A 23,715-nucleotide genomic window follows, 5' to 3' on the forward strand; every position below is an offset into this window, starting at 1 on the left:
CATGACCTCGATGGCCATCCCGGCGGGCATGCCGCAGTACGACGACGTGCCGCGCTTCGACGTGGCGAAGGTGCGGGCCGACTTCCCGATCCTCGACCGAGAGGTCAACGGCCACCCGCTGGTCTACCTGGACAGCGCGAACACCTCGCACAAGCCGCGGCAGGTGCTCGACGTGCTCGCCGAGCACTACGCGCTGCACAACGCCAACGTGTCGCGCTCGGTGCACACGCTGGGCACCGAGGCGACCGAGGCCTACGAGGGCGCGCGGGCGAAGATCGCCGCGTTCATCAACGCGCCGAGCATGGACGAGGTGGTGTTCACCAAGAACTCCACCGAGGCGATCAACCTCGTGGCGTACGCGTTCTCCAACGCGTCGCTGCGGGCGGACAGCGACCCCCGGTTCCGGCTGGGCCCCGGCGACGAGATCGTGATCTCCGAGATGGAGCACCACTCGAACATCGTCCCGTGGCAGCTGCTGGCGGAGCGCACCGGCGCGACGCTGCGCTGGTTCCCGGTCACCGACCAGGGCCGGCTCGACGAGTCCGGCCTGGACGACCTGGTCACCGAGCGGACGAAGATCGTCTCGCTGGTGCACATGTCGAACATCCTCGGCACCGTCAACGCCACCTCGCGGATCACCGCGCGGGTCCGTGAGGTCGGCGCGCTGCTGCTGCTCGACTGCTCGCAGTCGGTGCCGCACCTGCCGATGGACGTGGTCGACTACGATGCCGACTTCATCGTCTTCACCGGGCACAAGATGTGCGGCCCGACCGGCATCGGCGTGCTCTGGGGCCGGGGCGAGCTGCTCGCCGCGATGCCCCCGGTGATGGGCGGCGGCTCGATGATCGAGACGGTGACCATGGCCGGCTCGACGTTCGCCGCGCCGCCGGCCCGGTTCGAGGCGGGCACCCCGCCGATCGCCGAGGCGGTGGCGCTCGGCGCGGCGGTCGACTACCTCACCGCGATCGGCATGCCGGCGATCCAGTGGCACGAGAAGGAGCTGACGGTGTACGCGCTGGACGCCCTCGCCACCGTGCCCGGCCTGCGGATCTTCGGCCCGACCGTGCCGGTGGGCCGGGGCGGGACGATCTCGTTCGCGCTCGGTGACGTGCACCCGCACGACGTCGGCCAGGTGCTCGACTCGCTCGGCGTGCAGGTGCGGGTGGGCCACCACTGCGCCCGGCCGGTATGCACCCGCTTCGGGGTGCCGGCCACGACGCGGGCGTCGTTCTACCTCTACACCACCACCGCGGAGATCGACGCCCTGGTGGCGGGGCTGGAGCAGGTGCGGAAGGTGTTCGACTGATGCAACTTGAATCTCTCTACCAAGAGATCATTTTGGACCACTACAAGCACCCGCACGGCCGTGGCCTGCGGGACGCGACGGACCCGGCTGTCCGGGTCGGCGAGGCGCACCACGTCAACCCGACCTGCGGCGACGAGATCACCGTGCGGGTGGCGACCGACGGCAGCGTGTTCACCGACATTTCGTACGACGGGATGGGCTGCTCGATCAGCCAGGCGTCGGCGAGCATCCTGCACGAGCTGCTGCGCGGCAAGGCGGCGGGCGACGCCGCGGTGGTGCACGAGGCGTTCGTGCAGTTGATGTCCGGGCGGGGCCAGGTCACGCCGGACGAGGACGTGCTCGGAGACGGGGTGGCGTTCGCGGGTGTCGCGCGCTACCCGGCCCGGGTGAAGTGCGCGCTGTTGTCGTGGATGGCGTTCAAGGACGCCGCGGCACGCGCCGGGGTGGGCGTGAGCCCGGAGGTGAAGGCATGAGCGACGAGAACATGACCCACGAGACCGGCGCGGTGGCGACGGACGGCACCGCCGTCAACGGTGCTGTTGCCGACGGTGCGGACGCGGCGGCGCCGGCCGGCGGCAGGGCCGCGATCGGTGACATCGAGGAGGCGATGAAGGACGTCGTCGACCCCGAGCTGGGCATCAACGTGGTCGACCTGGGCCTGGTGTACGGCGTCCACGTCGATGACGACAACGTCGCCACCCTGGACATGACGCTGACCTCGGCGGCCTGCCCGCTGACCGACGTCATCGAGGACCAGGCCCGGCAGGCGCTGACCACCGGTCCCGGTGGCGGCCTCGTCAACGACATCCGGATCAACTGGGTCTGGCTGCCGCCGTGGGGCCCCGACAAGATCACCGACGAGGGGCGCGACCAGCTCCGCTCGCTCGGCTTCAACGTCTGACCGTTCCCGGTCACGCCGCGGGCGCGGCACCCCTACCGGGGGGTGCCGCGCCCGCGCTGCTTTCCCGCGCCCGGCACTGCCTTCCGCGCCCGCATGCTTCCCCGCCCCGCTTCCGAACCCCGCCCCTTTGTCCCCTCCGTTACTGAGTCCCCGCCGACCTCGCTTCCGTCCGCCTCTTCACACTCGTCAGCCAGGTTCCGCCGTCCTACTCAGGATCGCGTCCCAGCCAGCGAGAGTTCGCCTCCACTAGTCAGGAAAACCGAAGATCTTGGTAGGAAATGGCCCTCATGGGGGCCACTTCCTACCAAGATCTCCCCGAGCCGAGCCGAGCCGAGCCGAGCCGACGGCGCTGCACCGTTCCGACCACCCACGCCCCCCTCCCCGCGATCTTGCAGATCCTGCCCGGGCAGACCGGGCATTCCGACTGTCTTCGGGGCCGTAAGTGCAAGCTCGCGCGGAAATGGGTGGTGGGGTGGGGGAGGGGGGCGCAGGATGAGCCGGTGATCGAGGCGTACCCGACGCAGGTTTCTGTCCGTGCGGCCACCGCCGCACGCCGACAGCGCGCCCTGCCGCCGGCCGCCTCGCCCCACTTCCCGTCGTCGTGACCGGGGCGTTCCTGGCTGGCCTGGTCGCCGGCTACGGCGTCGCCATCCCGGTCGGCGCTATCGCGATCCTCATCCTCGGGCTCAGCGCGCGTACCTCGTTCCGCGTCGGTGCGGCGGCGGCGCTCGGCGTGGCCAGCGCCGACGGGCTCTACGCGGCCGTCGCGGCGCTGGGCGGGGCCGCGGTGGCGAGCGGCCTCGCGCCGGTCGCGGGTCCGCTGCGACTGGTCGCCGCGGGGGTGCTGCTGGCTCTCGCCTGCCTCACCGCCTGGCGTGCGCTGCGCCCATCCGCCCCGACGCCGGAGCCGAGCGTGGAAGGCGGACCGGCCGGGGAAGGCGGACCGGCCCGGGAAGGCCGGCCGCATCGGAAGGCGGCGGCGCGGGGTGGGCTGGACACGCCGGTGCGGGCGTTCGCCGCGGTCCTCGCGCTGACCCTGCTCAACCCGGCCACAGTGGTCTACTTCGTGGCGCTCGTCCTCGGCCGGGGTGACGTGCTCGGTGGCGGTCCCGCGGGCGCGGGCGCCTTCACCGCCGGGGTGTTCCTCGCCTCGGCGAGCTGGCAGTTGCTGATCGCCGGCGGCGGCACGCTGATCGGCCGGGCCCTCACCGGTCCCCGCGGGCGGCAGGTCACCGCGCTGCTGTCCAGTGTCATCATCGCCGTCCTCGCGGTCGCCACAGTGCTCGATGTCTGACCGACGTGGACAGGCCGATGTGTCGGCCCGATTGCGGGCCGGTTCATGATCCGTTACCCAGGGATCGGCCGAAACGGCAGTTGCGGACGACGGAAGGAGCCGTTCCGGTTCCGCGTCCGACCACAGGTGCCCTTGGTCGTCAGGCCGGCCGTGCCGGGCCTGCGAAGCGCGGATCCCGCAAGCCGGGACGACCCGGATCACCGTCCAGACAGAACCGCATCCTCTTTGCGGGTGATGTTCGAAGTCGCGAGTGGTCCTAGGGTCACGGAACAATCCGTGGACCGTTCACGTACGGCCGGTCATCCCCGCCGGTCGCGCGTCAGTCCACATCGATCGAACAGGGAGAAAACTTGAGGATCACCCTGTGGCGTCCGCCGCGCGACCGGCAACCCGCCGGACGGTCTCGGCGCGGACGGACCGCTGCCCTCCTCGTCGCCGCGCTGGCCGCGGCGACGCTTCCCGTTCTGGCGGCGCCCGCGCCCGCCTCCGCCGCTCCCGGCGTCCACGGACCGTGGCAGAAGGTGGACGGCAAACCGGCGGCCACGAAGGCGGGCCGCAAGGCGGCGATCAAGGCCAAGCGACTGGCCGCGTACAAGCTGGACCGCGGCACCATGAAGGGCCTGTTGGACGAGGCGCCGGCGGAGAAGCGCGTGGCGGTCGCCCGCGTGCCGAAGCAGGTGGTGTCGCTGCCCGCTCCGGACGGCACGTTCCAGCGCTTCGAGCTGGTCGACTCGCCGGTCATGGAGGCCGGCCTGGCCGCGAAGCACCCGGACATCACCACGTACGCCGGCAAGGGCCTGGACGACCCGACCGCGACCATCCGGGCGGACCTCACCCCGCTGGGGTTCCACGCCTCGGTCCGCTCGGCGAAGGGCAACTGGTACATCGACCCGTACTACCAGCGCGACCAGAGCCTGTACGCGAGCTACTTCGCCCGCGACCTGGAGCACCCGGAGGGCGAGTTCGTCGAGCGTGAGGACGTCACGCAGGAGGCGCACGCGCTGGCCGAGGAGATCGCCGAGGCGGAGGTACCGGCCGGGCCGCTGGTGAAGCTGCGCACCTACCGGGTGGCGCTGGTGACCGACCCGTCGTACGCCACCTACTTCGGCGCGGAGAACGTCACCGCCGCGAAGGTGACGCTGATGAACCGGGTCACCCAGATCTACGAGGACGAGACCGCGATCCGGCTCGTCCTGATCAACGACACCGACAAGACGAACCTGAACACGCCGGCCCTGGCCACCGAGCCGAACGGCCCGTGCGGCGCGGCGGCCTGCTTCACGCCGGCGCAGCTCACCTCCTGCGGCGGCGGCACGCTCAGCCGTAACCGGATCGTGCTCGGCCAGCTGGTCGGCGCGAGCAACTACGACGTGGGCCACATCGGCCTGGGCGTCAACGGTGGCGGCGTGGCCAGCCTCGGTGTGATCGGCGGCAACGGCAAGGCGCAGGGCTGCACCGGCCTGCCGACACCGGTCGGTGACTTCTACGCGGTCGACTACGTCTCGCACGAGATGGGTCACCAGTTCGCCGGCAACCACACCTTCAACGGCACGCAGTACAACTGCTCGGGCGGCAACCGCAGCGCGGCCAACTCGTACGAGCCGGGCAGCGGTTCGTCGATCATGGCGTACGCGGGCATCTGCCAGCAGGACAACCTCCAGCCGCACAGCGACCCGTACTGGTCGCACCGCAGCTACACCGAGATCACCAACTACGTCACGTCGAACCGCCCGGCCATCAACGAGGTGCAGACCGTCTCGCTGTACGGGTTCGACGCCGACGGTGACTCGTTCACCGTCAGCTACGCGGGCACCGACTCGGCGCCGATCGTGCGGGGCGTCAACTACACCATCGCCGGCATCAAGGCCGCCATCGAGGGCATCGCCGGCTGGCCGGCCGGCGCGACGGTCACCGTGGCCGCCTTCGGTGGCAGCGGCACGCTCAACGACAACGGCTTTCAGGTGACCTTCGGCGGCACGCTGGCCACCACCAACGTGGCGGCGCTGGAGCTGACCAACGCCTCCGGTGCCTCCGGATTCGTCGGCGAGACCGCCAAGGGCGGCGCCATCGACAACGGCGGCTGGCTGGTCGAGGAGACCACCAACCACGCGCCGGTGGTCACCGTGCCGGACACCGTCACCATCCCGGTGCGGACGCCGTTCGCGCTGACCGGCAGCGCCACCGACGCCGACGGCGACACGGTGACGTACCTGTGGGAGCAGAACGACAGGGGCGCCACGACCGGCACCGCGCTGACGAACAACACGAAGGTCAACGGCCCGCTGTTCCGGGTGTTCAGCGAGGCGGCGATCGTGTCCCCGACGGACACGCTGAAGTACTACTCGCCGGGTCTGAACGCGGTCACCACCGACTCGACCCGGGTCTTCCCGGACATGCGGCAGATCCTGGCCGGCAACACCAACGCGGCCACCGGCGCCTGCCCGGCGGCCCCGGCACCCCCGGCCACCGGTGGCGCCTCGAACGTGCCGGCCGAGCTGGTCGACTGCTACTCCGAGTTCCTGCCCACCCGCGACTGGGTCGGCATCGCGGGCGACCGGACCCTGCACTTCAAGCTCACCGCCCGGGACGGGCGACTGGGTGGCGGCGGCATCGGCAGCGGCGACGTCTCCGTGGTGCTGGCGCCGGACGCGGGTCCGTTCCTGGTGACCTCGCAGGGCACCGCCGCGGTCCTGGACGGCGGCTCGGCCCAGACCGTGACGTGGGACGTGGCCGGCACCGACGTGGCGCCGGTGAACGCCGCGCAGGTGAAGATCTCGCTGTCCGCCGACGGCGGGCTGACCTTCCCGTACGTGCTGGCGGAGCAGACCGCCAACACCGGCTCGGCGACGGTGACGCTGCCGAACGTGGCGACCGGGAAGGCCCGGATCAAGATCGAGGCGGTCGGCAACGTCTTCTTCGACGTCAACGACGCCGACTTCACCATCCGGTCCGCCCCGGCCGTCACCAGCACCGCCCCGGACGGCGGCGTGAACGTGCAGTACAGCGACGCGCTCTCGCCCGCCGTCACGGTGACCGCCACCGACGGCGACACCACGGGCGCGGACCTGACCGCCGCCGCCACCGGGCTGCCCGCCGGCCTGTCCCTGGCCGTCACGAGCACTTCGGCGACGGACGCCCGCCCGGGTACGCGTACCTGGACGGTCGCCGGCACCACCACGGCGGCCCCGGGCGACTACCCGGTCACCGTGACCGTCTCCGACGGCTCCGGGCTGACCGGCAGCACCTCGTTCACCGTCACCGTCGCCCCGGAGGACGCGGCGGTCAGCTGGGCCGGTGACACGCTCGTGAACACCGCGACCGGCGGCACGTCGGGCCAGGCCCTGCTGCGGGCCGTGCTCCGGGACAGCTCGGTGCTGCCCGGCGCCCCGGACACCACCGCCGGTGACATCCGGACCGCCACCGTCACCTTCACCTCCGGCGGCGTGACGCTGTGCACCGCCGTGCCTGCCCTGCTCGGCACGGCCACCACCACCGCGTCCGCGGCGTGCACGGCCACCCTGCCGAAGGGCACGCACACCGTCACCGCGACCGTGGGCGGCACCTACACGGGCAGCACCACCGCCCAGGTGACGGTCGCCGTCTCCGACGGCGGGTTCCTCACCGGCGGCGGCGAGTTCACCGCCGCCCGCTCGGCGGGGGCATACCCGGCCGACGTGAACTCCACAGTCGAGGTGGAGCTGAACGCGAAGCCGGGCAAGGCGAACAAGCCCGCCACGGGCAAGGCCGAGGTCGAGTTCCGCTCCGGCGGGAAGGCGTACACGATCAAGGCCGGCCCCGTCGACGCGCTCGGCGTCACCTCGGCGGGCAAGGTCGCCCAGGTGCGCTACCAGGCCGCCCTGTACGACAACAAGGGCAAGCTGGTGGCCTCCGGCCTGACCCTGGCCGTGACGGTGACCGACCGGGGCGCCCCCGGTCGGAACGACACCGTCGGGGTGACGCTCTGGAACGGCCGCTCGCTGCTGTTCTCGTCCGACTGGACGGGCGGCGGCACCGCCGAGGTCAAACTGAAGGGCGGCAACCTCACCGTCCACTGATCCACGCGGTAGACGCGGGAGGGCACCGGTCACGGTGTCCTCCCGCGTTGCGTCCCCGGCTCCGTCGATGGCGTACCGTCGGGCCATGAGCAGCCGACCTGCCGCGGGGGGTGGCCGGTGGGTCGAGGTCGACCCCGGCCGCATCGCCCGCTGGGTCGAGGGCTTCACCGACCGGCACGGCCCGCCGACCACGACCGTGCACGAGTACGGGCTGCTGCTCACCGCCCCGGACGGCGCCACCGCCGAGCTGCACACCCCGCCCGGCGCGAGCGCGTCGGCGGACGTACCCGGATTCGTCGCCTCCGCCACGGCGGCCCGCCGGCTCGGTCTGCTCCTGGCCCGCAAGGGCGCTGTCGCGGTCGGCGTCGCCGACGGCACCGACCTGGTGGTCTCCAAGGTGGACACCCGGTACGTGCAGGGCCGGACCGCGGCGGGCGGCTGGTCCCAGCAGCGGTTCGCCCGGCGGCGCGACAACCAGGCGAAGGCCGCGCTGGGCGACGCGGCCGAGCTGGCCGTACGCCTGCTGTTGCCGGAGGCGGGCACGCTGGCGTCGCTGGTCTGCGGCGGCGACCGGCGCGCGGTGGACACGGTGCTCGCCGACCGCCGGCTGGCCCCGCTCGCGGCGCTGCGCGCGCCGCGCCTGCTCGACGTGCCGGAACCCCGGCACGCGGTGCTGGTGGCCGCCGTCGCCGCCGCCCGGGCGGTCCACATCCTGGTCCGCTGAACAGGAAAGATCACCTCAAGACGACTCAATCCCGCTTCTCGAAGGTGCATCGAATCGACTCGATGCCTATCGTCGGTGTCACGAAGCCGGGTCTCCGGGCGACCCGCAGGGCAGCTTCGCCTCCGCCATCACGTGCCGACATCGTTGGGAGAGAACAACTTCATGAGCGGATATCAGGACGGCCGGCTGCGTGCCCGGTGGCGCCGTGCGACGAGGCTCCTCGTCGCGGCGGCGGCGGTGAGCGCCGGAAGCCTCGTGCTCACCACCGCACTCACGGCCGGTACGGCGAACGCGGGCCCGGCGCAGCGCGCCGCCCTCGCCGCGCCCACCGTCAGCAGCGTCACCGCGGGCGGCGCGCACACGTGCGCGATCAGCACCGACGGGGGACTGTGGTGCTGGGGCTCGAACTACGGCGGTCAGCTCGGCGACGGGACCACCACGAACCGCAGTGCCCCGACGCAGGTCGGCACCGCCACCTGGACGAACGTCGACGCCGGTTCCGGGCACACCTGCGCGGTCCGCACGGACGGGACGCTGTGGTGCTGGGGCTCGAACTTCCGGGGCCAGCTCGGCGACGGGAGCACCACCAGCCGCAGCACCCCGGTGCAGGTCGGCACCGCGACCACCTGGGCCCGGGTCGACGCCGGCCCCCAGCACACCTGCGCGATCCGCACCGACGGCACGCTCTGGTGCTGGGGCTTCAACCGGACCACCCAGCTGGGCGTCGGCGCCTCGCCGTACGTCGCGAACACCCCGCTGCAGGTCGGCACGGCCACCGACTGGGTGAGCGTCTCGACCGGCTACGGGCACACCTGCGGCATCCGGACCGGCGGCACGCTCTGGTGCTGGGGGGCCAGCTCGGACGGCCAGCTCGGGCTCGGCAACCTGACGCCCCAGACCGCGCCCGCGCAGGTCGGCACCGCGACCGGGTGGACCGGCGTCGCGGCCGGGTACGCGCACACCTGCGGGGTCCGCTCCGGCGCGCTGTGGTGCTGGGGTGAGAACGGCTACGGGCAGCTCGGCGTGAGCGGCACCTACCGGACCGCGCCGGTGCAGATCGGCACCGCCACCACCTGGAACCGGATCGCCGCCAGCAGCGACACGTCCTGCGCGTCGCGTACCGACGGCACCCTGTGGTGCTGGGGCAAGAACTCGGCCGGCCAGGTGGGCGACGGCAGCACCACCCACCGGTCCGCGCCCGCCCAGGTCGGTAGCGCCACCAGCTGGACCGGCGGCCTCGCGGTCACCGATCACGGCTGCGCGATCCGTACCGACGCCGGCCTGTGGTGCTGGGGCGACAACAGCGGGGGCCAGCTCGGTGACGGGACGACCGTCAACCGGTCCACCCCGGGTCAGGTGACGCTGCCGGCCTGACCGCCCCGGAAACGACATCGGCCCGCACCGCCGTCTGCGGCGGTGCGGGCCGATGCGGTCTGCGGGGATCAGGCCCCCGAACCGAAGGTGTCGCAGGACTTCGGGTCACCGGTGGTGAAGCCCTTGGTGAACCACTGCTTGCGCTGCTCCGAGGTGCCGTGGGTGAACTCGTCCGGGTTCACCGGCCGGCCGGAGCGCTCCTGGATCGCGTCGTCGCCGATCTTCTCGGCGGCGTCGATGGCCTGCGAGATGTCCTCCTCGGTGATGCTCTTGAAGATCTTCTGCCCGCGGTCGTCGGCGGTGCCGGTGGCGTTCTTCGCCCACGCGCCGGCGTAGCAGTCGGCCTGCAGCTCGAGCTTCACCGACAGCGCGTTCGCGCTCTGCGGGTCGCGCTCCTGCTGGCGGCGCATCTGCGCCTCGGTGCCGAGCAGGTCCTGCACGTGGTGGCCGTACTCGTGGGCCAGCACGTACGGCTGGGCGAACTCACCCTTGGCGCCGAGCTGGTCGGCCAGCAGCCGGTAGAACGTGAGGTCGATGTAGACCTGGTCGTCGGCCGGGCAGTAGAACGGGCCCACGCCGGAGTCGGCGGCGCCGCAGGCGGTGCTCACGTTCTGGCTGAAGAACACGGTCTTCGACGGCTTGTACTGCTCGCCGAACGCCTCCGGCATCGCGGTACGCCAGTACGCCTGGATCGAGTTGACGTAGAGGGTGTTGCGGCAGTCGAGCTGCTCCAGTGCGTCCTGTGCCGAGCACTTCTGCTCCAGCGAGGTGTTGTCGCCCTGCTCGGAGCCGCCGCCGTTGGTGGCGGCGTTGAGGCCGAAGCCGCCGCCCACCAGGGCGACCAGTACGGCGATGATGATGCCCACGATCCCGCCCCGGCCGCCGCCGATCGGGATCGGAATGCCCATCCCGCCGCCTCCGCCGGACCCTCGCCGGTCGTCCACCTGGCTGGTGTCGACCCTCGCGTTCTCGTTCAGCTCCATGTTGACCCCGATCACCGATGTGTCCGTTTGTGATGGTTGCGGTACCGGACCGGGTCCGGACGGCGGGTTTCGTACCCGATGATCTTGCACGGTAATCCGGGGGAGGGGGCCCGCGGGGACCGGTACACTTGCCCCCGTGCTGCGCTGCGAAGGCTGAACCGCCCCGCGCCGACGGGAAATTCCACCCGCCGGCGCTTTCGCGTGCCCTGAATCAGCCCTTCCGGACCCGAGAGCGAGTACTCCGAGATGATCACTGCCACCGGCCTGGAACTGCGCGCCGGTTCCCGGATCCTGCTGTCCGACACCACCCTGCGGGTGCAGCCGGGGGACCGGATCGGCCTGGTCGGCCGCAACGGCGCCGGCAAGACCACCACCCTGAAGGTGCTCGCCGGGGAGGGGCAGCCGTACGGCGGCCAGATCGACCGGCGCAGCGCCATCGGCTACCTGCCGCAGGACCCACGTACCGGTGACCTGGACGTCACCGGCCGGGACCGGGTGCTCTCCGCCCGCGGGCTGGACGTGCTCATGGCGCAGATGAAGGAGCTGGAGAACAAGCTCGCCGAGGGCGCCGACGACGAGCGGCTGGTCCGCCGCTACGGTGCGCTGGAGGACCAGTTCGCCTCGCTCGGCGGCTACGCGGCCGAGGCCGAGGCGGCCCGCATCTGCGCCAACCTCGGCCTGCCCGACCGCGCTCTGGCGCAGACCATCGGCACGCTCTCCGGCGGTCAGCGCCGCCGCATCGAGCTGGCCCGGATCCTGTTCCGCGACGCCGGCGAGAACGGCGGCGGCATCCTGCTGCTCGACGAGCCCACGAACCACCTCGACGCCGACTCGATCACCTGGCTGCGCGGGTTCCTCGCCAACCACAAGGGCGGCCTGATCGTGATCTCCCACGACGCCTCGCTGCTGGAGGCCGTGGTCAACAAGGTCTGGTTCCTGGACGCCACCCGGTCCGTGGTCGACACGTACAACCTGGGGTGGAAGGCGTACCTGGAGGCGCGCGAGACCGACGAGCGGCGCCGCCGCCGGGAGCGCGCAAACGCCGAGAAGAAGGCCGGCGCCCTGATGGCGCAGGCGGACAAGATGCGGGCCAAGGCCACCAAGACCGTCGCCGCGCAGAACATGGCCCGGCGCGCCGAGCGCCTGCTCTCCGGCCTGGACGAGGTCCGCGTCGCGGACAAGGTCGCGAAGGTACGGTTCCCGAGCCCCGCGCCGTGCGGCAAGACGCCGCTGACCGCGACTGGCCTGTCCAAGTCGTACGGGTCGCTGGAGATCTTCACCGACGTCAACGTGGCGGTCGACCGGGGTTCCCGGGTGGCCATCCTCGGCCTCAACGGCGCCGGCAAGACCACGCTGCTGCGGATGCTCGGCGGGCTGCTGGAGCCGGACACCGGCGAGGTACGCCCCGGGCACGGGCTGCGGCTGGGCTACTACGCCCAGGAGCACGAGACGCTCGACGTGGACCGGACGATCCTGGAGCACATGCGCAGTGCCGCGTCCGACCAGACCGACACCGACCTGCGCAAGATCCTCGGCGCGTTCCTGTTCTCCGGCGAGGACGTGGACAAGCCGGCGGGTGTGCTCTCCGGCGGTGAGAAGACCCGGCTGGCGCTGGCCACGCTGGTCTGCTCCGGCGCCAACGTGCTGCTGCTGGACGAGCCGACGAACAACCTCGACCCGGTCAGCCGGGAGCAGGTGCTCGACGCGATCGCCCGCTATCCGGGCGCGATCGTGCTGGTCACGCACGACCCGGGCGCGGTCAGCGCGCTCAAGCCGGACCGCGCGATCCTGCTGCCCGACGGCGACGAGGACGCCTGGTCCGACGACCTGCTGGAGCTGGTCGAGCTGGCCTGACCCCGCCCGCCCTCCTCCCCCCACCCCCCAGGGCACTCTGCTGGTCGATCATGAAGGTGGCGGCATTTTTGGAGATCCACATCGCCGTCAACTTCATGATCGACGGGGTGGGGGGGGCGACCGTGGTGCCGCGTGTCGCTCGTCCGGCGGGGCGGTACGGATCAGCCGACCGGAAGGATCACTCTATCGGGAAGCTGACATTGCGTAGCGTGTCGGTTGGCGAATAGTTGATATCTGGCGCATGATCGTCCGAGGCGGTCTAATAGGTGGGACCGTATCCGAACCGCACAGTCTGGGACGTGAGGAATCAGCATGGCAGCCACCGGCACAGCCACCAGCACTGAGAAGGGTCGCCGGATCGTCGGGGCCGAGCGTCAGACGCTCGCCAAAGACCTGGTAAAGCGGTACACCGGCGGAGAGAGCATTCGTGCTCTGGCGGCCTCGACCGGCCGTTCCTACGGGTTCATCCACCGGGTGCTCACCGAGTCCGGGGTGCAGCTGCGGCAGCGCGGCGGCGCCCGGCGCCGGAAGAAGGCGTGACCCGCCCCCCAGCGTCGTCCACCAGCGTGTTGCGGGGCGTCCGGTGACCGCCGAGACGACCGGAGTGCGCTTCGACTGCGACGGGCCGGTCGCGACGGTGACGTTGTGCCGGCCCGACGTACTGAACGCCCAGACCCCGGCGATGTGGCGCGCGATGAGTGACTTCTCCCGCGACCTGCCCGGCGACGTGCGCGTCGTCGTCGTACGCGGGGAGGGGCGCGCCTTCTCCGCGGGCCTGGACCTGGCGGTCGCCGGTGCGACCGGGCCGGGCTCCTTCGCCGAGCTGGCCGCGATGCCGGAGGCGGAGTGCGCCGACCGGATCGCCGACTACCAGGGTGGGTTCACCTGGCTGCACCGGCCGGACGTGGTGTCGATCGCCGCCGTGCAGGGCCACGCCATCGGCGCCGGCTTCCAGCTGGCGCTGGCCTGCGACATGCGGGTGCTCGCCGCCGACGCGAAGCTCTCGATGGCCGAGGTGACCCTCGGCCTGGTTCCCGACCTGGCCGGCACGCGCCGCCTGGTCGAGCTGGTCGGCTACTCCCGGGCGCTGGAGATCTGCGCCACCGGCCGCCGGATGGACGCCGCCGAGGCGGACCGGATCGGCCTGGCCACGCTCGTGGTGCCGAACGACGAGCTGGACGGCGCCGTGCGTGATCTGTCCGCCGGGCTGCTCGCGAACAACCGGGACGCGATCGTCGAGATCAAGGCGCTGCTCGCGGGCGCGGCCGTACGCTCGCACGCCGAGCAGCAGCGCGCCGAGCGGGAGGCGCAGACCCGGCGGATCCGGGACCTGGCCGGGCGGGGCGAATAGCCGGTACGGCGATTTCGTAAGGACCGTCCGGGAAGATCTGGGTTACTCGCGAGGTTGTCACAGGCGTCGGGAGAATGGACTCCGACGGTTCATGCTGCCCCGACGACCCGGAGGTGACGAGTGTCCCACCCGATGGCCGGCGGCGGCATGGGCGGCTGGAGCATGCTCCGGTCGCTGCGTAACCGCGACGAGGTCTCCGCACACGAGCTCAAGCGCGGCACCGCCCGGCGGATCGTCGCGTTCGCCCGGCCCTACCGGCGCGACATCGTCGTCTTCCTGATCACCGTGGTCATCGCCGCGGTGATCGGCGTGGCCACGCCGCTGCTCGCCGGCGACGTCATCGACGCGATCGCCGGCGGTGGCCCCGACGCCCGCTCGACTGTGGTCCGCCTCGCGCTGATCATCGCCGCGCTCGCCGTGGCCGACGCGCTGTTCTCGCTGGTCCAGCGGTGGTATTCGGCCCGCATCGGCGAGGGCATCATCCTCGACCTGCGCACCCGGGTGTACGACCACGTCCAGCGGATGCCGCTGCAGTTCTTCACCCGCACCCAGACCGGCGCCCTGGTCAGCCGGCTCAACAACGACGTGCTCGGCGCCCAGCGGGCGTTCACCTCGACGCTGTCCGGCGTGGTCAGCAACGTCATCCAGCTCGTGCTCACCGCCGCGGCGATGCTCGTGCTGTCCTGGCAGATCACCGTGCTGGCGCTGGTGCTGCTGCCGATCTTCATCATCCCGGCCCGCCGGGTCGGCAGGCGACTGGCCGAGATCACCCGCGAGTCCTACAACCTCGACGCCAAGATGAACGCCACGATGACCGAGCGGTTCGGCGTCGCGGGCGCGCTCCTGGTCAAGCTGTTCGGCGCGCCGGAGGTGGAGGCCGACCGGTTCGCCCGCCGGGCCGAGCGGGTGCGCGACATCGGCATCCAGTCCGCGATGTACTCGCGGACGTTCTTCGTGGCGATGCTGCTCGTCGCGTCGCTGGCCCAGGCGCTGACGTACGGCGTCGGCGGCTGGCTGGCCGTCACCGGTGCGGTCAGCGCCGGCACCGTGGTCAAGCTGGCGTTGCTGCTGACCCGCCTCTACGGCCCGCTGACCGCCCTGTCGAACGTCCGGGTCGACGTGATGAGCGCGCTCGTCTCCTTCGACCGGGTCTTCGAGGTGCTCGACCTGCGCCCGTCCATCACCGAGAAGCCGGACGCGGTGCCGGTGCCGCGCGGCAACGGCCGGGTCGAGTTCCGCGACGTGCGGTTCCGTTACCCGAGCGCCGCCGAGGTGTCGCTCGCCTCCCTGGAGGAGGTCTCGACCCTCGACCGGACGGTCAACGAGCCGGTGCTCAAGGGCGTCTCGTTCGCTGTCGAGCCGGGGCAGATGGTGGCGCTGGTCGGCCCCTCCGGGGCGGGCAAGTCGACGCTGTCCATGCTCATCTCCCGGATCTACGACGTCAGCGACGGCCAGGTGCTCGTCGGTGGCGTCGACGTACGGGACGCCACGCTCGCCTCGCTGCGCGACGAGATCGGCGTGGTCACGCAGGACTCGCACCTGTTCCACGAGACGATCCGGGAGAACCTGCGCTACGCCAAGCCCGACGCCACCGACGACGAGATCTGGGCGGCGCTGGCCGGTGCGCAGGTCGCCGACCTGGTCCGGGCGCTGCCGGACGGGCTCGACACGACGGTCGGGGAGCGGGGCTACCGCTTCTCCGGCGGCGAGAAGCAGCGCATCGCCATCGCCCGGCTGCTGCTCAAGGCCCCGTCGATCGTGATCCTCGACGAGGCCACCGCCCACCTGGACTCGGAGAGCGAGGCGGCGGTGCAGCGGGCGTTGTCGGTGGCGCTGACCGGGCGTACCGCACTGGTCATCGCCCACCGGCTCTCCACCGTCCGCGACGCCGACCAGATTCTCGTGCTCGACGAGGGCCGGATCGTGGAGCGCGGCCGGCACGACGAGCTGGTGGCCGTCGGCGGCCTGTACGCCGAGCTGTACCGCACCCAGTTCGCGGTCACCGACTCGCCCGCGCCCCACGCCGAGGCCGAGCAGCCCGAGCCGGTGGTGACCACCGTGCCGATGGGCACCTACGTCGCCCACGAGGCCATGCCCCCGGCCGCTGCCAACTAGCGGACCGGCCAGGCGGCGCTCCCGGTGCCGGCCGAGCCGGCGGCGGCCCCGCCGGCACCGGGCCGACGCCTAACCCGTGACGACCGCGGCGCGCAGCTCGGCGAACGCGGCACCCAGCGTCTCCGGGGTGAAGTGGGCGTTCAGACCGCTCGGGTTGGGCAGCACCCAGAGCCGGGCCGCCGCGAGCGTCTCCGCCTGCGGCCCGAACGCCGCCTTGGGCCGGGCGAACCCGATCCGGTACGCGGTCACCCCGACCACCGCCACCCAGCGCGGCCGGTAGTGCTCGACCTTCGCGGTGAGCGTGGCGGCGCCGTCGACCAGTTCGTCGGCGGTGAGTTCGTCGGCGCGGGCACTGGCCCGGGCCACCATGTTGGTGATGCCGAGGCCCAGCGCCGGAAGCGTGTCCTGTTCGCTGGGGTGCAGCAGCCGCGGCGTGAAGCCGCCCCGGTGCAGGGCGGGCCAGAACCGGTTGCCCGGGCGGGCGAAGTGCCAGCCGGTGGCCGCCGACCACAGGCCCGGGTTGATGCCGACGAACAGCACGTCCAGACCGGGTGCGATCACGTCGGGCAGCAGCCGGTCGGCCGCCGCCGCGAGCTGCTCACGGCTGGGCCGGGGGTGGCGGCGGGCGGGCGTCCCCGGTCCCGGCGCCGCCTCGGGCCGCTTACCGGCCGGTCGCCGCCGATCGCTCACCGGCCCACCGACCCGGGAAGCCGGCCGGGCGGCGCCGCCGGCGCGGGAAGTCCGGCCACTGTCACAGCCCGCGCAGCGCGCCGCCGTCGACCGGGACGGTGATCCCGGTGACGTACCCGGCGGCGGGGGAGAGCAGGAACGCGGCCACCTTTCCGAACTCCGCCGGGTCGCCGATGCGCCGGAGCGGGATCGCCGCCTCGGCCTGCGCGCGGGCCCGCTCGGGGTCGCCGGAACCGGCCAGCAGCTCCCGGTTGCGGTCGGTCATGATCCGTCCCGGCAGCAGGCTGACCACGCGTGCGCCGCGCGGGCCGAACTCGTCCGCCATGTCCTTGGCCACGCCGGCGAGGCCCGGCCGCAGGCCGTTGGAGATGCCGAGACCGGGCAGCGGTCCGCGTACCGAGGTGGACAGCACCAGCCCGATCGCGCCGCCGTCGGTGAGTGCTCCGGCCACTGTGCGTGCGAGCCGGACGCTGCCCAGGAAGACCGTCTCGAACGACTCGCGCCACTGCTCGTCGGTCACGGTGGCGGCGGTGCCCGGCGGCGGGCCACCGACCGAGATCAGCGCGCCGTCGAGGCGGCCGAAGTGTTCGCGGGCGGCGGCGACGAGCCGCTCCGGGGTGGCGGGGTCGGTGAGGTCGGCGGTCAGCCCGATTGCGTGCCGCGGGCCGCCGAGCGCCTCGATCGCGGCGGCCACCCGTTCCGGGGTACGCGCGGAGATGACCACCCGGGCGCCGTCGGCGACGAGCTGTTCGGCGGTGGCGAAGCCGAGGCCGCCGGAGGCGCCGGTGAGCACGTACACCCGGTCGCCGAGTCCGAGATCCATGCACCGATCCTGCCGTACCGGCGGGTGCCTGTCAGCGTGGGGCGGGCCGCAGCAGGCGTACCCGGCCGGCGACCTGAACCGCGACGGCGCCGCCGGTCCGGGCCAGGGCCGGCAGGCGGCGCGGCCGGGGCGGGCGGCGGCCGTCGTAGCGGCTCGCCGCCTCGCGCACGGCCAGCTCGTCCGCGCCCAGCGGCGGCAGCGCGTCCCGCTCGCGCAGGTCGCGGGCCAGGTCCCAGCCGTCGCGCAGCGACCCGTTCGTGGGGCGGCCGTCGGCCCAGGCGGCGAACGCGGCCGGCCAGCCGGGGCCGAGACCGGCGGCGAGCAGCGGCCAGTGCCGGGCCACGTCGCCGGCCCGCTTGCGCAGCAGCGCCCGGCGGGCCGCCTCGACCGGCGCCGGGGTGAAGCCGGCCGGCAGCGGCCCGCCGGCCACCAGTGCGGCGACCAGCTCGGCCTGCCGGGCCGCCAGGTCGCCGCTCACGTGACCACCGGGTGGCCGGACGCGGCGGCCAGCGCGTCCAGTTCGCCGCGCAACTCGGCGGCGGGCGGGTAGTGCCCGTCGCGTTCCAGCAGCAGCGCGGGCGGCCGGCGCCTGGTGCACAGCTCGCGGACCAGGTCCAGCACGGCGGCGGGCACCGGGTCGGTGTGCGTGTCGTGGTAGAAGCCGCCGTGCTCGGCGCCGCCCGCGACGTGCGCGTAGGCGATGCGCTCCAGCGGCAGCCGGTCCAGCAGCGCGGCCGGGTCACCGCCCCGGTTGCGGGCGTTGGCGTGCACGTTCGCCACGTCGAGCAGCAGCAGCGCGCCGGTGGCGTCGAGGATCTCGGTGAGGAAGTCGGCCTCGTCCAGTTCGTCGTCCGGCCAGTCGAACAGCGCCGCGATCGGTTCCAGGGCCAGCGGCACCGGCAGTTCCGCCTGCGTCCGCCGCACGTTTGCCACCACCGCCGTGACCGCCTCGCGGCTGCGCGGCAGCGGCAGCAGGTGACCGGCCTCGAGGCCGCCGGCCCGCACGAACGCGATGTGCTCGCTCACCAGCGGCGCGTCCAGGGCCGCGGCCACCCCGGCCAGGTGCGCCACCCGGGCCCGGTCGACCGGCTCCGCGCCGCCGAGGGACAGCCGCACCCCGTGGGGTACGACGTCCACGCCGCGTTCGCGCAGCTCGGCGAGCCCGTCCGGGAGCGGCCCGGCGGTCGCGACCGCCTCCGCGACCACCTCGACGAAGCGCAGCCCCGGCAGGCCGGCCACGAAGCCGGCGATCTCGGGGCGCCAGCCGATGCCGACGCCGGACGGGCCGGTCATCCGCCGCACCCGCCTCCGCCGCAGCCACCGCCTCCGCCGCAGGAGCTGCCGCCTCCGCAGGAGCTGCCGGCGGTCGCCCCGCCGCCGCAGGAGGTGCCGGAGCTCGCGCCGCCCGCGTTGCCCATCGCCTGCCGCTGGATCTCGGCCTGCTCCGCGAAGCCCGGATCCATCGTCCAGAGCGTGGCGGTGCCGAACAGCGCCACGCCCAGTGCCACCTCGGTCGGACCGTACGTGGTGTACGCGGGCCCGGCGGCCGGCCGCAACCAGGTGTGCCGGCGGCGCATGTCGTTCAGCGCGGCGGTGGCCGCCCGGGTCCGCCACGGCACGCGATTGAGCAGCAGGAACGCGAGGCCGAGCGGGAACAGGCTGAGCAGCAGCCAGCCGGTGGGCCGATCGTTGAGCATCCCGGAGATCGCGCGCACGATGCCGATCGCCAGCAGGGCTCCGATCAGGAGCGCGCCGCGCCGCAGCGTCCGGCGCCGCTCCTGGTCCAGGGCCAGGCCCCGGCGGACCAAGCCGTCGCGCAGCTCGTCGAGGGCACGCCGTACCCAGTCGTCGGCCGCCAGGTCCCGGGTGCGCAGACCGCGGCTCGCCGCGTGGTGGACCGCCTGGTCCAGCGGGGTGGCCCCGGCCGGCAACGGGCCGCCGGTGGTGAGCCGCCGGTCCGGTCGTACGCCGACCGCGCCCGCGTGGCGCAGCCCGCCCAGCGCGGCCCAGACGGCGAGCTGGTCGCCACCGTTGAGGTAGGCGACCTGCTGCGGCCCCAGGTCGCCGTGCACGTTCACCGGCGTGCCGGCGAGCATCCGCCGCCGGTAGACGACCGCGCCGATGACCAGGACGACGGCGAGCAGGAGGTACCAGCGCAGGAATACGGGGCCGGGGATGCCCCAGGTGTCGGAGGGGGTCATCGTCTGCTCCTGTCGCGAGGAGGGGTCGCGGCTCATTGTGGAGCAGGCGCGCCAGAGTCGATCTCCTGGCGGGGCGTAGTTACCGGACCGAGACCGGCACCGGCTCAGTGCCGGCGGACGGCCTCCTCGACCAGGTCGAGCACCCGGGCCAGGTCGCCGGCCGGCCGGCCCATCGCCAGGTGCAGCACGAGCCCGTCGTAGGCCAGCTCCAGGAACTGGGCCAGCACGTCGATCGGCACGTCGTCGCGGAGCACACCCGCCTCGCGCTGCCGCAGCAGGCGCTCCCGGGTGGCCGCGGCGATGGCCTCGGAGCGCTCCGCCCAGCGCTTGGCGAAGGCGGGGTCGGTGCGCAGCCGGCGGGAGACCTCCAGCTGGCTGCCGAGCCAGCCGGTGGTGTCCGGCGAGACGGCCCGGGCGAGCAGGTCGCGCATGACCTGCACCAGGCCGTTACGGGCCACCGTCTCCACCATCGCGGCGGCGTCGTCCTCGGCCACGGCGAGGAACAGCGAGTCCTTGTCGCGGAAGTGGTGGAAGATCGCGCCACGGGACAGGCCGGTGGCCTCCTCCAGCCGCCGCACGGTGGCGCCCTCGTAGCCGTGCCGGGCGAAACACGCCCGCGCCGCCGCGAGGATCTCCTGCCGGCGCGCGTCGAGCTGGTCCTGACTTACTCTGGGCACGAACGGATCGTCGCAGGTGGAACCGCGTGATGCAAACCGTACGTACGGCTTGAGATGCGATTCCGGATGATCATTCGCGCGACGCCGAGTGGTTAGGATCGGCGCGTGACCGCCCCGCCCGCGCACCCGCTCACCGTCGCCGCCGTCCAGGCCCAGCCCGTCCCCGGCGACGTCGCCGGCAACGCCCGTGCCGCCGCCCGCCTCGTCGGCCGGGCCGAGGGCGCCCGCGTCGTGGTGCTGCCCGAGCTGTTCCTGCCGGCGTACCACCCGCCGACGCTCGGCGCCGACCCGGACGCCACGGACGTCGCGGCCGACGCCGACGGCCGGGTGGCCGACGCCCGGCTGGACCCGCTGCGGACCGCCGCCGCCGACGCTGGCGCCGCGGTGGTCATCGGCGCCGCCGTCCGCCACCCCGACCGGCGGCGCACCATCTCCTCGCTCGTCGTGGACGCGGCCGGCACGGTCACCGCCGCGTACGACAAGCAGCAGCTCTGGAGCGGCGAGCGGGAGCTGTTCGACGCCGGTCGCCGGGGCGCCACGCTCGAGGTCGACACGTGGCGGCTGGGCCTGGGCGTCTGCTACGACGGCTGTTTCCCCGAGCACGCGCGGGCCGCCGCCGGTGACGGCGCGCACGGCTACCTCTGCCCGAGCGGCTACCTGGCCGGCTCGGCGCACCGCCGCGACCTCTACTACGCCGCCCGCGCGCTGGACAACACCATGTACGTGGTGTTCGCCAACGCGGTCGGCGGCACCGATCCCTGGCGCTTCAACGGCGGCGCGGCGGTGTACGACCCGGAGGGCCGGCCGTTGGCCCGGGGCGCCGACACCGGCGAGGACGTGCTGGTGGCAACGCTGGACCCGGATGCGCTGGCGGCCACCCGCGCGGCGCACACGATGCTGCTGGACCGTCCGCTCGACGCCGGGGCGGCGCGCGCCGTCCTCGTGGCCTGATCGTCGTGGGGGAGCCCTCGGCCCTGTCGGTGCTCCGAGCGTTACCGTAGGGTGCCCAAGTGCCGTTGCTCCTGCTCGATCTGGACAACACCCTGCTCGACCGCGACGGGCCGTTCCGCGCCTGGGGAGAACGCTTCCTGGACGGCATCGGCGCGCCGCCGGCCGACCTCGACTGGCTGGTGTCGGTGGACGCGGACGGGCTCACCAACAGGTGGGACGTGGCGGATGCGATCCGCGACCGGTACGCGCTGCGCATCCCCTCGATCGACCTGGTCGACGAGCTGCACGACGGCGTGGTGGCGCACATGCGGCTGGACCCGCTGGTGGCCTGCGCGCTGCGGATCGCCGCCGACGCGGGCTGGGTGCCGGTGGTGGTCACCAACGGCGCGTCCCGTCAACAGGACGCCAAGATCCGCAAGACCGGCCTGGACCGGTACGTCGCCGACTGGGTGATCTCCGAGGAGGCGGGCGTCAGCAAGCCCAACCCGAGGATCTTCGCGCTCGCCGCCCAGCGGGCCCGGATGCCGCTGCGCGGCGCGTGGGTGGTGGGCGACAGCCCGGAGGCGGACATCGGCGGCGCGACGGCGGTGGGCCTGCCCAGCGTCTGGCTGCACCGGGGACGCCGCTGGTCCGACCCGAGGTTCGCGCCCACCCGGATCGAGGACGGGCTGATCGCCGCCGTCGCGGCCGTCCTGGCCGGCTGACCGCGCGCACGACGGCGCAGCGACAAGGGCACGGCGGGCCCGGACGGAAAATCCGTTTGACCCGCACCGGGCAGGGCCACGAGCATGGTGCCGCGCGAGTGCGCAGCCGGGGTGTGCCCGGTCGAGGAGAGGAGGTCGGTCATGGCCGTCTTCGCAGGGTCGTTCCACCTGCCTCCACCAGCCTCGATCGAAGGACAGATCCACCCGTGCGCGATCACGACTTCCCGGCGCCGCAGCGCCGTGGCCGCGGCAAGAGCCGCTTCGACGACGACGAACCCGACTTCCTGAAGCGGGGGCGGCACACCCCGCCGACCCTCACCGACCCGGACGCCGAGCCCGAGGCGGAGGACGCCTGGTCCTCCTGGGACCAGGCCGTCCACGGCCCCGAGCCGCACCCGGACTGGCTGGTCACCGAACTGGCCGCCCGGGACACCGAGCTCGGGGTGCTCAAGACCGGCAAGGAGGCGGACGTCCACCTGGTCCGCCGGGCCGTGCCGGGCACCGACCGGAGTTGCCTGCTCGCGGTCAAGCGCTACCGCGACGCCCAGCACCGGCTGTTCCACCGCGACGCCGGTTACCTGGAGGGCCGCCGGGTGCGCCGGTCCCGTGAGATGCGGGCGATGACCGGCCGCACCGCGTTCGGCCGGCAGATGATCGCCGGGCAGTGGGCGGCGGCCGAGTTCGCCGCGCTGTCCCAGCTCTGGGAGATCGGGTCCGCCTCCGGGCGGATCGCGGTGCCCTATCCGGTGCAGCTGCTCGGCACCGAGCTGATGCTGGAGTTCGTCGGCGACGCCGGGGCGGGGGAGGCCGCGCCGCGGCTGGCCCAGACCCGGCCCGACGCCGGCGAGCTGCGTGACCTGTGGGAGCAGCTCGTCGAGGCGCTGACGGTGCTCGCCCGCGCCGGGTACGCACACGGCGACCTGTCCCCGTACAACCTGCTGGTGGACGCGGGCCGGCTGGTGATGATCGACCTGCCACAGGTGGTCGACGTGGTGGCCAACCCGCAGGGGGCCGACTTCCTGGCCCGCGACGTGCGGGTGGTGGCCGCCTGGTTCACCGCCCGCGGGATGCCGGCGACGGTGACCGACCCGGCGGCGCTGACCGAGGCGCTGCTGCGGGAGGCGGGGCTGCGCTGACCGGCCGGCGTCCCGGGCGGGAGACCGCCCGGGACGCCGGTCCGGGTCACTGCAGGTAGCGCTCGACCTCCGGCACCGGGCGTTCGCCCTGGGCGTCCGGGTCGCCGTGCGCCTGGCGGGCGGCCCGGCGGCGGCGCAGCAGGTCCCAGCACTGGTCCAGGGACTCCTCCAGGGCGCGCAGCCGCTCCCGCGCCTCGTCGTCGGTGCCGGCCTCGTGCTGCTGCGCGTCGGCGCGCAGCCGGTGCTCCTCGTCGACGAGTTCCGAGATCCGGCTCAGGATGGTCTTGTCGTCCATGCCCGAAGCTTGGCACAGCGGACGGGTCCGCGCCCGCGTTCTGGCGGCGTCCGCGCAGAGGTGAGCGTCGCTCGCGCTCCGCAGCGACCACTGTGTACGCGAGTGACGCATATCCCACTGGCTCCATTCTCGACAAAGAGATTGTTGTTACGTGAAATATCCTCTGACCTGCCTTTTGATCTGCGACTCAGGATGGCATGCTCACGGGCAACGTCACGGGTCGATACGGAGTCGCGACCCTGAGTCAACCGAGGGAGCGTTCAGGTGCCCGAACCAACGGA

22 protein-coding genes are annotated in these 23,715 nt (G+C 73.1%); 14 read left to right on the forward strand and 8 right to left on the reverse strand.

Annotated features, from left to right (window positions below):
• Position 1 precedes the first annotated feature (1 nt).
• The 7 genes from O7604_RS18940 to O7604_RS18970 all read left to right on the forward strand — a co-directional run bounded on the left by O7604_RS18940 (position 2) and on the right by O7604_RS18970 (position 9,654).
• A complete protein-coding gene (locus O7604_RS18940) occupies positions 2 to 1,306 on the forward strand; it encodes a cysteine desulfurase (RefSeq protein WP_281577254.1) in 1,305 nt (434 codons plus the stop codon).
• A complete protein-coding gene (gene sufU, locus O7604_RS18945; RefSeq protein ID WP_281577255.1) occupies positions 1,306 to 1,779 on the forward strand; it encodes a Fe-S cluster assembly sulfur transfer protein SufU in 474 nt (157 codons plus the stop codon). The genes O7604_RS18940 and sufU overlap by 1 nt, the downstream gene beginning before the upstream one ends.
• Positions 1,776 to 2,207: a metal-sulfur cluster assembly factor gene (locus O7604_RS18950; protein WP_281577256.1), complete on the forward strand. Its 432-nt coding sequence runs from the start codon at positions 1,776 to 1,778 to the stop codon at positions 2,205 to 2,207. Before sufU ends, O7604_RS18950 begins: the two co-directional genes overlap by 4 nt.
• Before the next feature lie 601 nt (positions 2,208 to 2,808).
• On the forward strand, positions 2,809 to 3,501 hold the full coding sequence (locus tag O7604_RS18955) for a LysE family transporter (protein WP_269705054.1): 693 nt from the start codon (positions 2,809 to 2,811) through the stop codon (positions 3,499 to 3,501).
• A 350-nt stretch (positions 3,502 to 3,851) separates the two neighbouring features.
• Positions 3,852 to 7,556: a M12 family metallo-peptidase gene (locus O7604_RS18960; protein WP_281577257.1), complete on the forward strand. Its 3,705-nt coding sequence runs from the start codon at positions 3,852 to 3,854 to the stop codon at positions 7,554 to 7,556.
• A gap of 85 nt (positions 7,557 to 7,641) precedes the next feature.
• On the forward strand, positions 7,642 to 8,280 hold the full coding sequence (locus tag O7604_RS18965) for an acVLRF1 family peptidyl-tRNA hydrolase (RefSeq protein WP_281577258.1): 639 nt from the start codon (positions 7,642 to 7,644) through the stop codon (positions 8,278 to 8,280).
• Positions 8,281 to 8,442: 162 nt separating this feature from the next.
• Positions 8,443 to 9,654 (forward strand): hypothetical protein, encoded by a 1,212-nt coding sequence (locus tag O7604_RS18970; protein ID WP_281577259.1) that lies wholly within the window; start codon positions 8,443 to 8,445, stop codon positions 9,652 to 9,654.
• A 68-nt stretch (positions 9,655 to 9,722) separates the two neighbouring features.
• Here the strand turns inward: O7604_RS18970 and O7604_RS18975 are convergent, their stop codons facing one another.
• Entirely contained in the window at positions 9,723 to 10,637 is a 915-nt protein-coding gene (locus O7604_RS18975; RefSeq protein ID WP_281579981.1) for a neutral zinc metallopeptidase, read from the reverse strand.
• Positions 10,638 to 10,883: 246 nt separating this feature from the next.
• Between O7604_RS18975 and O7604_RS18980 the strand changes: the two genes are divergently transcribed.
• From O7604_RS18980 to O7604_RS18995, 4 genes are all read left to right on the forward strand, one after another.
• Positions 10,884 to 12,491: an ABC-F family ATP-binding cassette domain-containing protein gene (locus O7604_RS18980; protein ID WP_064445312.1), complete on the forward strand. Its 1,608-nt coding sequence runs from the start codon at positions 10,884 to 10,886 to the stop codon at positions 12,489 to 12,491.
• Positions 12,492 to 12,803: 312 nt separating this feature from the next.
• The gene (locus tag O7604_RS18985) at positions 12,804 to 13,031 is read left to right on the forward strand and encodes a helix-turn-helix domain-containing protein (protein ID WP_007072022.1); all 228 of its coding nucleotides are present in this window, start codon (positions 12,804 to 12,806) and stop codon (positions 13,029 to 13,031) included.
• 43 nt (positions 13,032 to 13,074) lie between these two features.
• Positions 13,075 to 13,842: an enoyl-CoA hydratase/isomerase family protein gene (locus O7604_RS18990; RefSeq protein WP_281577260.1), complete on the forward strand. Its 768-nt coding sequence runs from the start codon at positions 13,075 to 13,077 to the stop codon at positions 13,840 to 13,842.
• A gap of 132 nt (positions 13,843 to 13,974) precedes the next feature.
• Positions 13,975 to 15,957: an ABC transporter ATP-binding protein gene (locus tag O7604_RS18995; protein ID WP_281579982.1), complete on the forward strand. Its 1,983-nt coding sequence runs from the start codon at positions 13,975 to 13,977 to the stop codon at positions 15,955 to 15,957.
• A gap of 69 nt (positions 15,958 to 16,026) precedes the next feature.
• Here the strand turns inward: O7604_RS18995 and mug are convergent, their stop codons facing one another.
• From mug to O7604_RS19025, 6 genes are all read right to left on the reverse strand, one after another.
• Entirely contained in the window at positions 16,027 to 16,647 is a 621-nt protein-coding gene (gene mug / locus O7604_RS19000; protein WP_269705059.1) for a G/U mismatch-specific DNA glycosylase, read from the reverse strand.
• Positions 16,648 to 16,708: 61 nt separating this feature from the next.
• Complete coding sequence (locus O7604_RS19005) at positions 16,709 to 17,470, reverse strand: SDR family oxidoreductase (RefSeq protein ID WP_269705061.1); 762 nt, start codon at positions 17,468 to 17,470, stop codon at positions 16,709 to 16,711.
• Positions 17,471 to 17,501: 31 nt separating this feature from the next.
• Complete coding sequence (locus O7604_RS19010; RefSeq protein ID WP_269705062.1) at positions 17,502 to 17,948, reverse strand: hypothetical protein; 447 nt, start codon at positions 17,946 to 17,948, stop codon at positions 17,502 to 17,504.
• Positions 17,945 to 18,763, reverse strand: coding sequence for a DUF692 domain-containing protein (locus O7604_RS19015; protein ID WP_281577261.1), 819 nt, complete (start codon positions 18,761 to 18,763; stop codon positions 17,945 to 17,947). Before O7604_RS19015 ends, O7604_RS19010 begins: the two co-directional genes overlap by 4 nt.
• On the reverse strand, positions 18,760 to 19,671 hold the full coding sequence (locus tag O7604_RS19020) for a TIGR04222 domain-containing membrane protein (RefSeq protein ID WP_281577262.1): 912 nt from the start codon (positions 19,669 to 19,671) through the stop codon (positions 18,760 to 18,762). The genes O7604_RS19015 and O7604_RS19020 overlap by 4 nt, the downstream gene beginning before the upstream one ends.
• Before the next feature lie 104 nt (positions 19,672 to 19,775).
• A complete protein-coding gene (locus tag O7604_RS19025) occupies positions 19,776 to 20,348 on the reverse strand; it encodes a TetR/AcrR family transcriptional regulator (protein WP_194803152.1) in 573 nt (190 codons plus the stop codon).
• Positions 20,349 to 20,453: 105 nt separating this feature from the next.
• On the opposite strand from O7604_RS19025, the gene O7604_RS19030 reads away from it, so the two are divergent.
• The 3 genes from O7604_RS19030 to O7604_RS19040 all read left to right on the forward strand — a co-directional run bounded on the left by O7604_RS19030 (position 20,454) and on the right by O7604_RS19040 (position 23,139).
• A complete protein-coding gene (locus O7604_RS19030) occupies positions 20,454 to 21,299 on the forward strand; it encodes a carbon-nitrogen hydrolase family protein (protein ID WP_269705067.1) in 846 nt (281 codons plus the stop codon).
• Positions 21,300 to 21,358: 59 nt separating this feature from the next.
• Complete coding sequence (locus O7604_RS19035) at positions 21,359 to 22,003, forward strand: HAD-IA family hydrolase (RefSeq protein WP_120568947.1); 645 nt, start codon at positions 21,359 to 21,361, stop codon at positions 22,001 to 22,003.
• Between the two features lie 206 nt (positions 22,004 to 22,209).
• Positions 22,210 to 23,139 carry an RIO1 family regulatory kinase/ATPase gene (locus O7604_RS19040; RefSeq protein WP_281577263.1) on the forward strand — a complete coding sequence of 310 codons (930 nt, stop codon included), beginning with the start codon at positions 22,210 to 22,212 and terminating at the stop codon, positions 23,137 to 23,139.
• Between the two features lie 46 nt (positions 23,140 to 23,185).
• Here O7604_RS19040 and O7604_RS19045 read toward each other — a convergent pair whose 3' ends face one another.
• Complete coding sequence (locus O7604_RS19045; protein ID WP_013287422.1) at positions 23,186 to 23,434, reverse strand: DUF2630 family protein; 249 nt, start codon at positions 23,432 to 23,434, stop codon at positions 23,186 to 23,188.
• Between the last annotated feature and the right edge of the window lie 281 nt (positions 23,435 to 23,715).

The sequence above is a fragment of the Micromonospora sp. WMMA1947 genome (genome assembly GCF_027497355.1).
Classification (GTDB): Bacteria; Actinomycetota; Actinomycetes; order Mycobacteriales; family Micromonosporaceae; genus Micromonospora.

What these genes read in the sequence shown, in the direction of transcription:
- O7604_RS18940 (WP_281577254.1), top strand. Translation starts at nt 2, where the DNA reads ATGACCTCGATGGCCATCCCGGCGGGCATGCCGCAGTACGACGACGTG.
- sufU (WP_281577255.1), top strand. Translation starts at nt 1,306, where the DNA reads ATGCAACTTGAATCTCTCTACCAAGAGATCATTTTGGACCACTACAAG.
- O7604_RS18950 (WP_281577256.1), top strand. Translation starts at nt 1,776, where the DNA reads ATGAGCGACGAGAACATGACCCACGAGACCGGCGCGGTGGCGACGGAC.
- O7604_RS18965 (WP_281577258.1), top strand. Translation starts at nt 7,642, where the DNA reads ATGAGCAGCCGACCTGCCGCGGGGGGTGGCCGGTGGGTCGAGGTCGAC.
- O7604_RS18970 (WP_281577259.1), top strand. Translation starts at nt 8,443, where the DNA reads ATGAGCGGATATCAGGACGGCCGGCTGCGTGCCCGGTGGCGCCGTGCG.
- O7604_RS18975 (WP_281579981.1), bottom strand. Translation starts at nt 10,637, where the DNA reads ATGGAGCTGAACGAGAACGCGAGGGTCGACACCAGCCAGGTGGACGAC.
- O7604_RS18980 (WP_064445312.1), top strand. Translation starts at nt 10,884, where the DNA reads ATGATCACTGCCACCGGCCTGGAACTGCGCGCCGGTTCCCGGATCCTG.
- O7604_RS18985 (WP_007072022.1), top strand. Translation starts at nt 12,804, where the DNA reads ATGGCAGCCACCGGCACAGCCACCAGCACTGAGAAGGGTCGCCGGATC.
- O7604_RS18995 (WP_281579982.1), top strand. Translation starts at nt 13,975, where the DNA reads ATGGCCGGCGGCGGCATGGGCGGCTGGAGCATGCTCCGGTCGCTGCGT.
- O7604_RS19005 (WP_269705061.1), bottom strand. Translation starts at nt 17,470, where the DNA reads ATGGATCTCGGACTCGGCGACCGGGTGTACGTGCTCACCGGCGCCTCC.
- O7604_RS19015 (WP_281577261.1), bottom strand. Translation starts at nt 18,763, where the DNA reads ATGACCGGCCCGTCCGGCGTCGGCATCGGCTGGCGCCCCGAGATCGCC.
- O7604_RS19020 (WP_281577262.1), bottom strand. Translation starts at nt 19,671, where the DNA reads ATGACCCCCTCCGACACCTGGGGCATCCCCGGCCCCGTATTCCTGCGC.
- O7604_RS19045 (WP_013287422.1), bottom strand. Translation starts at nt 23,434, where the DNA reads ATGGACGACAAGACCATCCTGAGCCGGATCTCGGAACTCGTCGACGAG.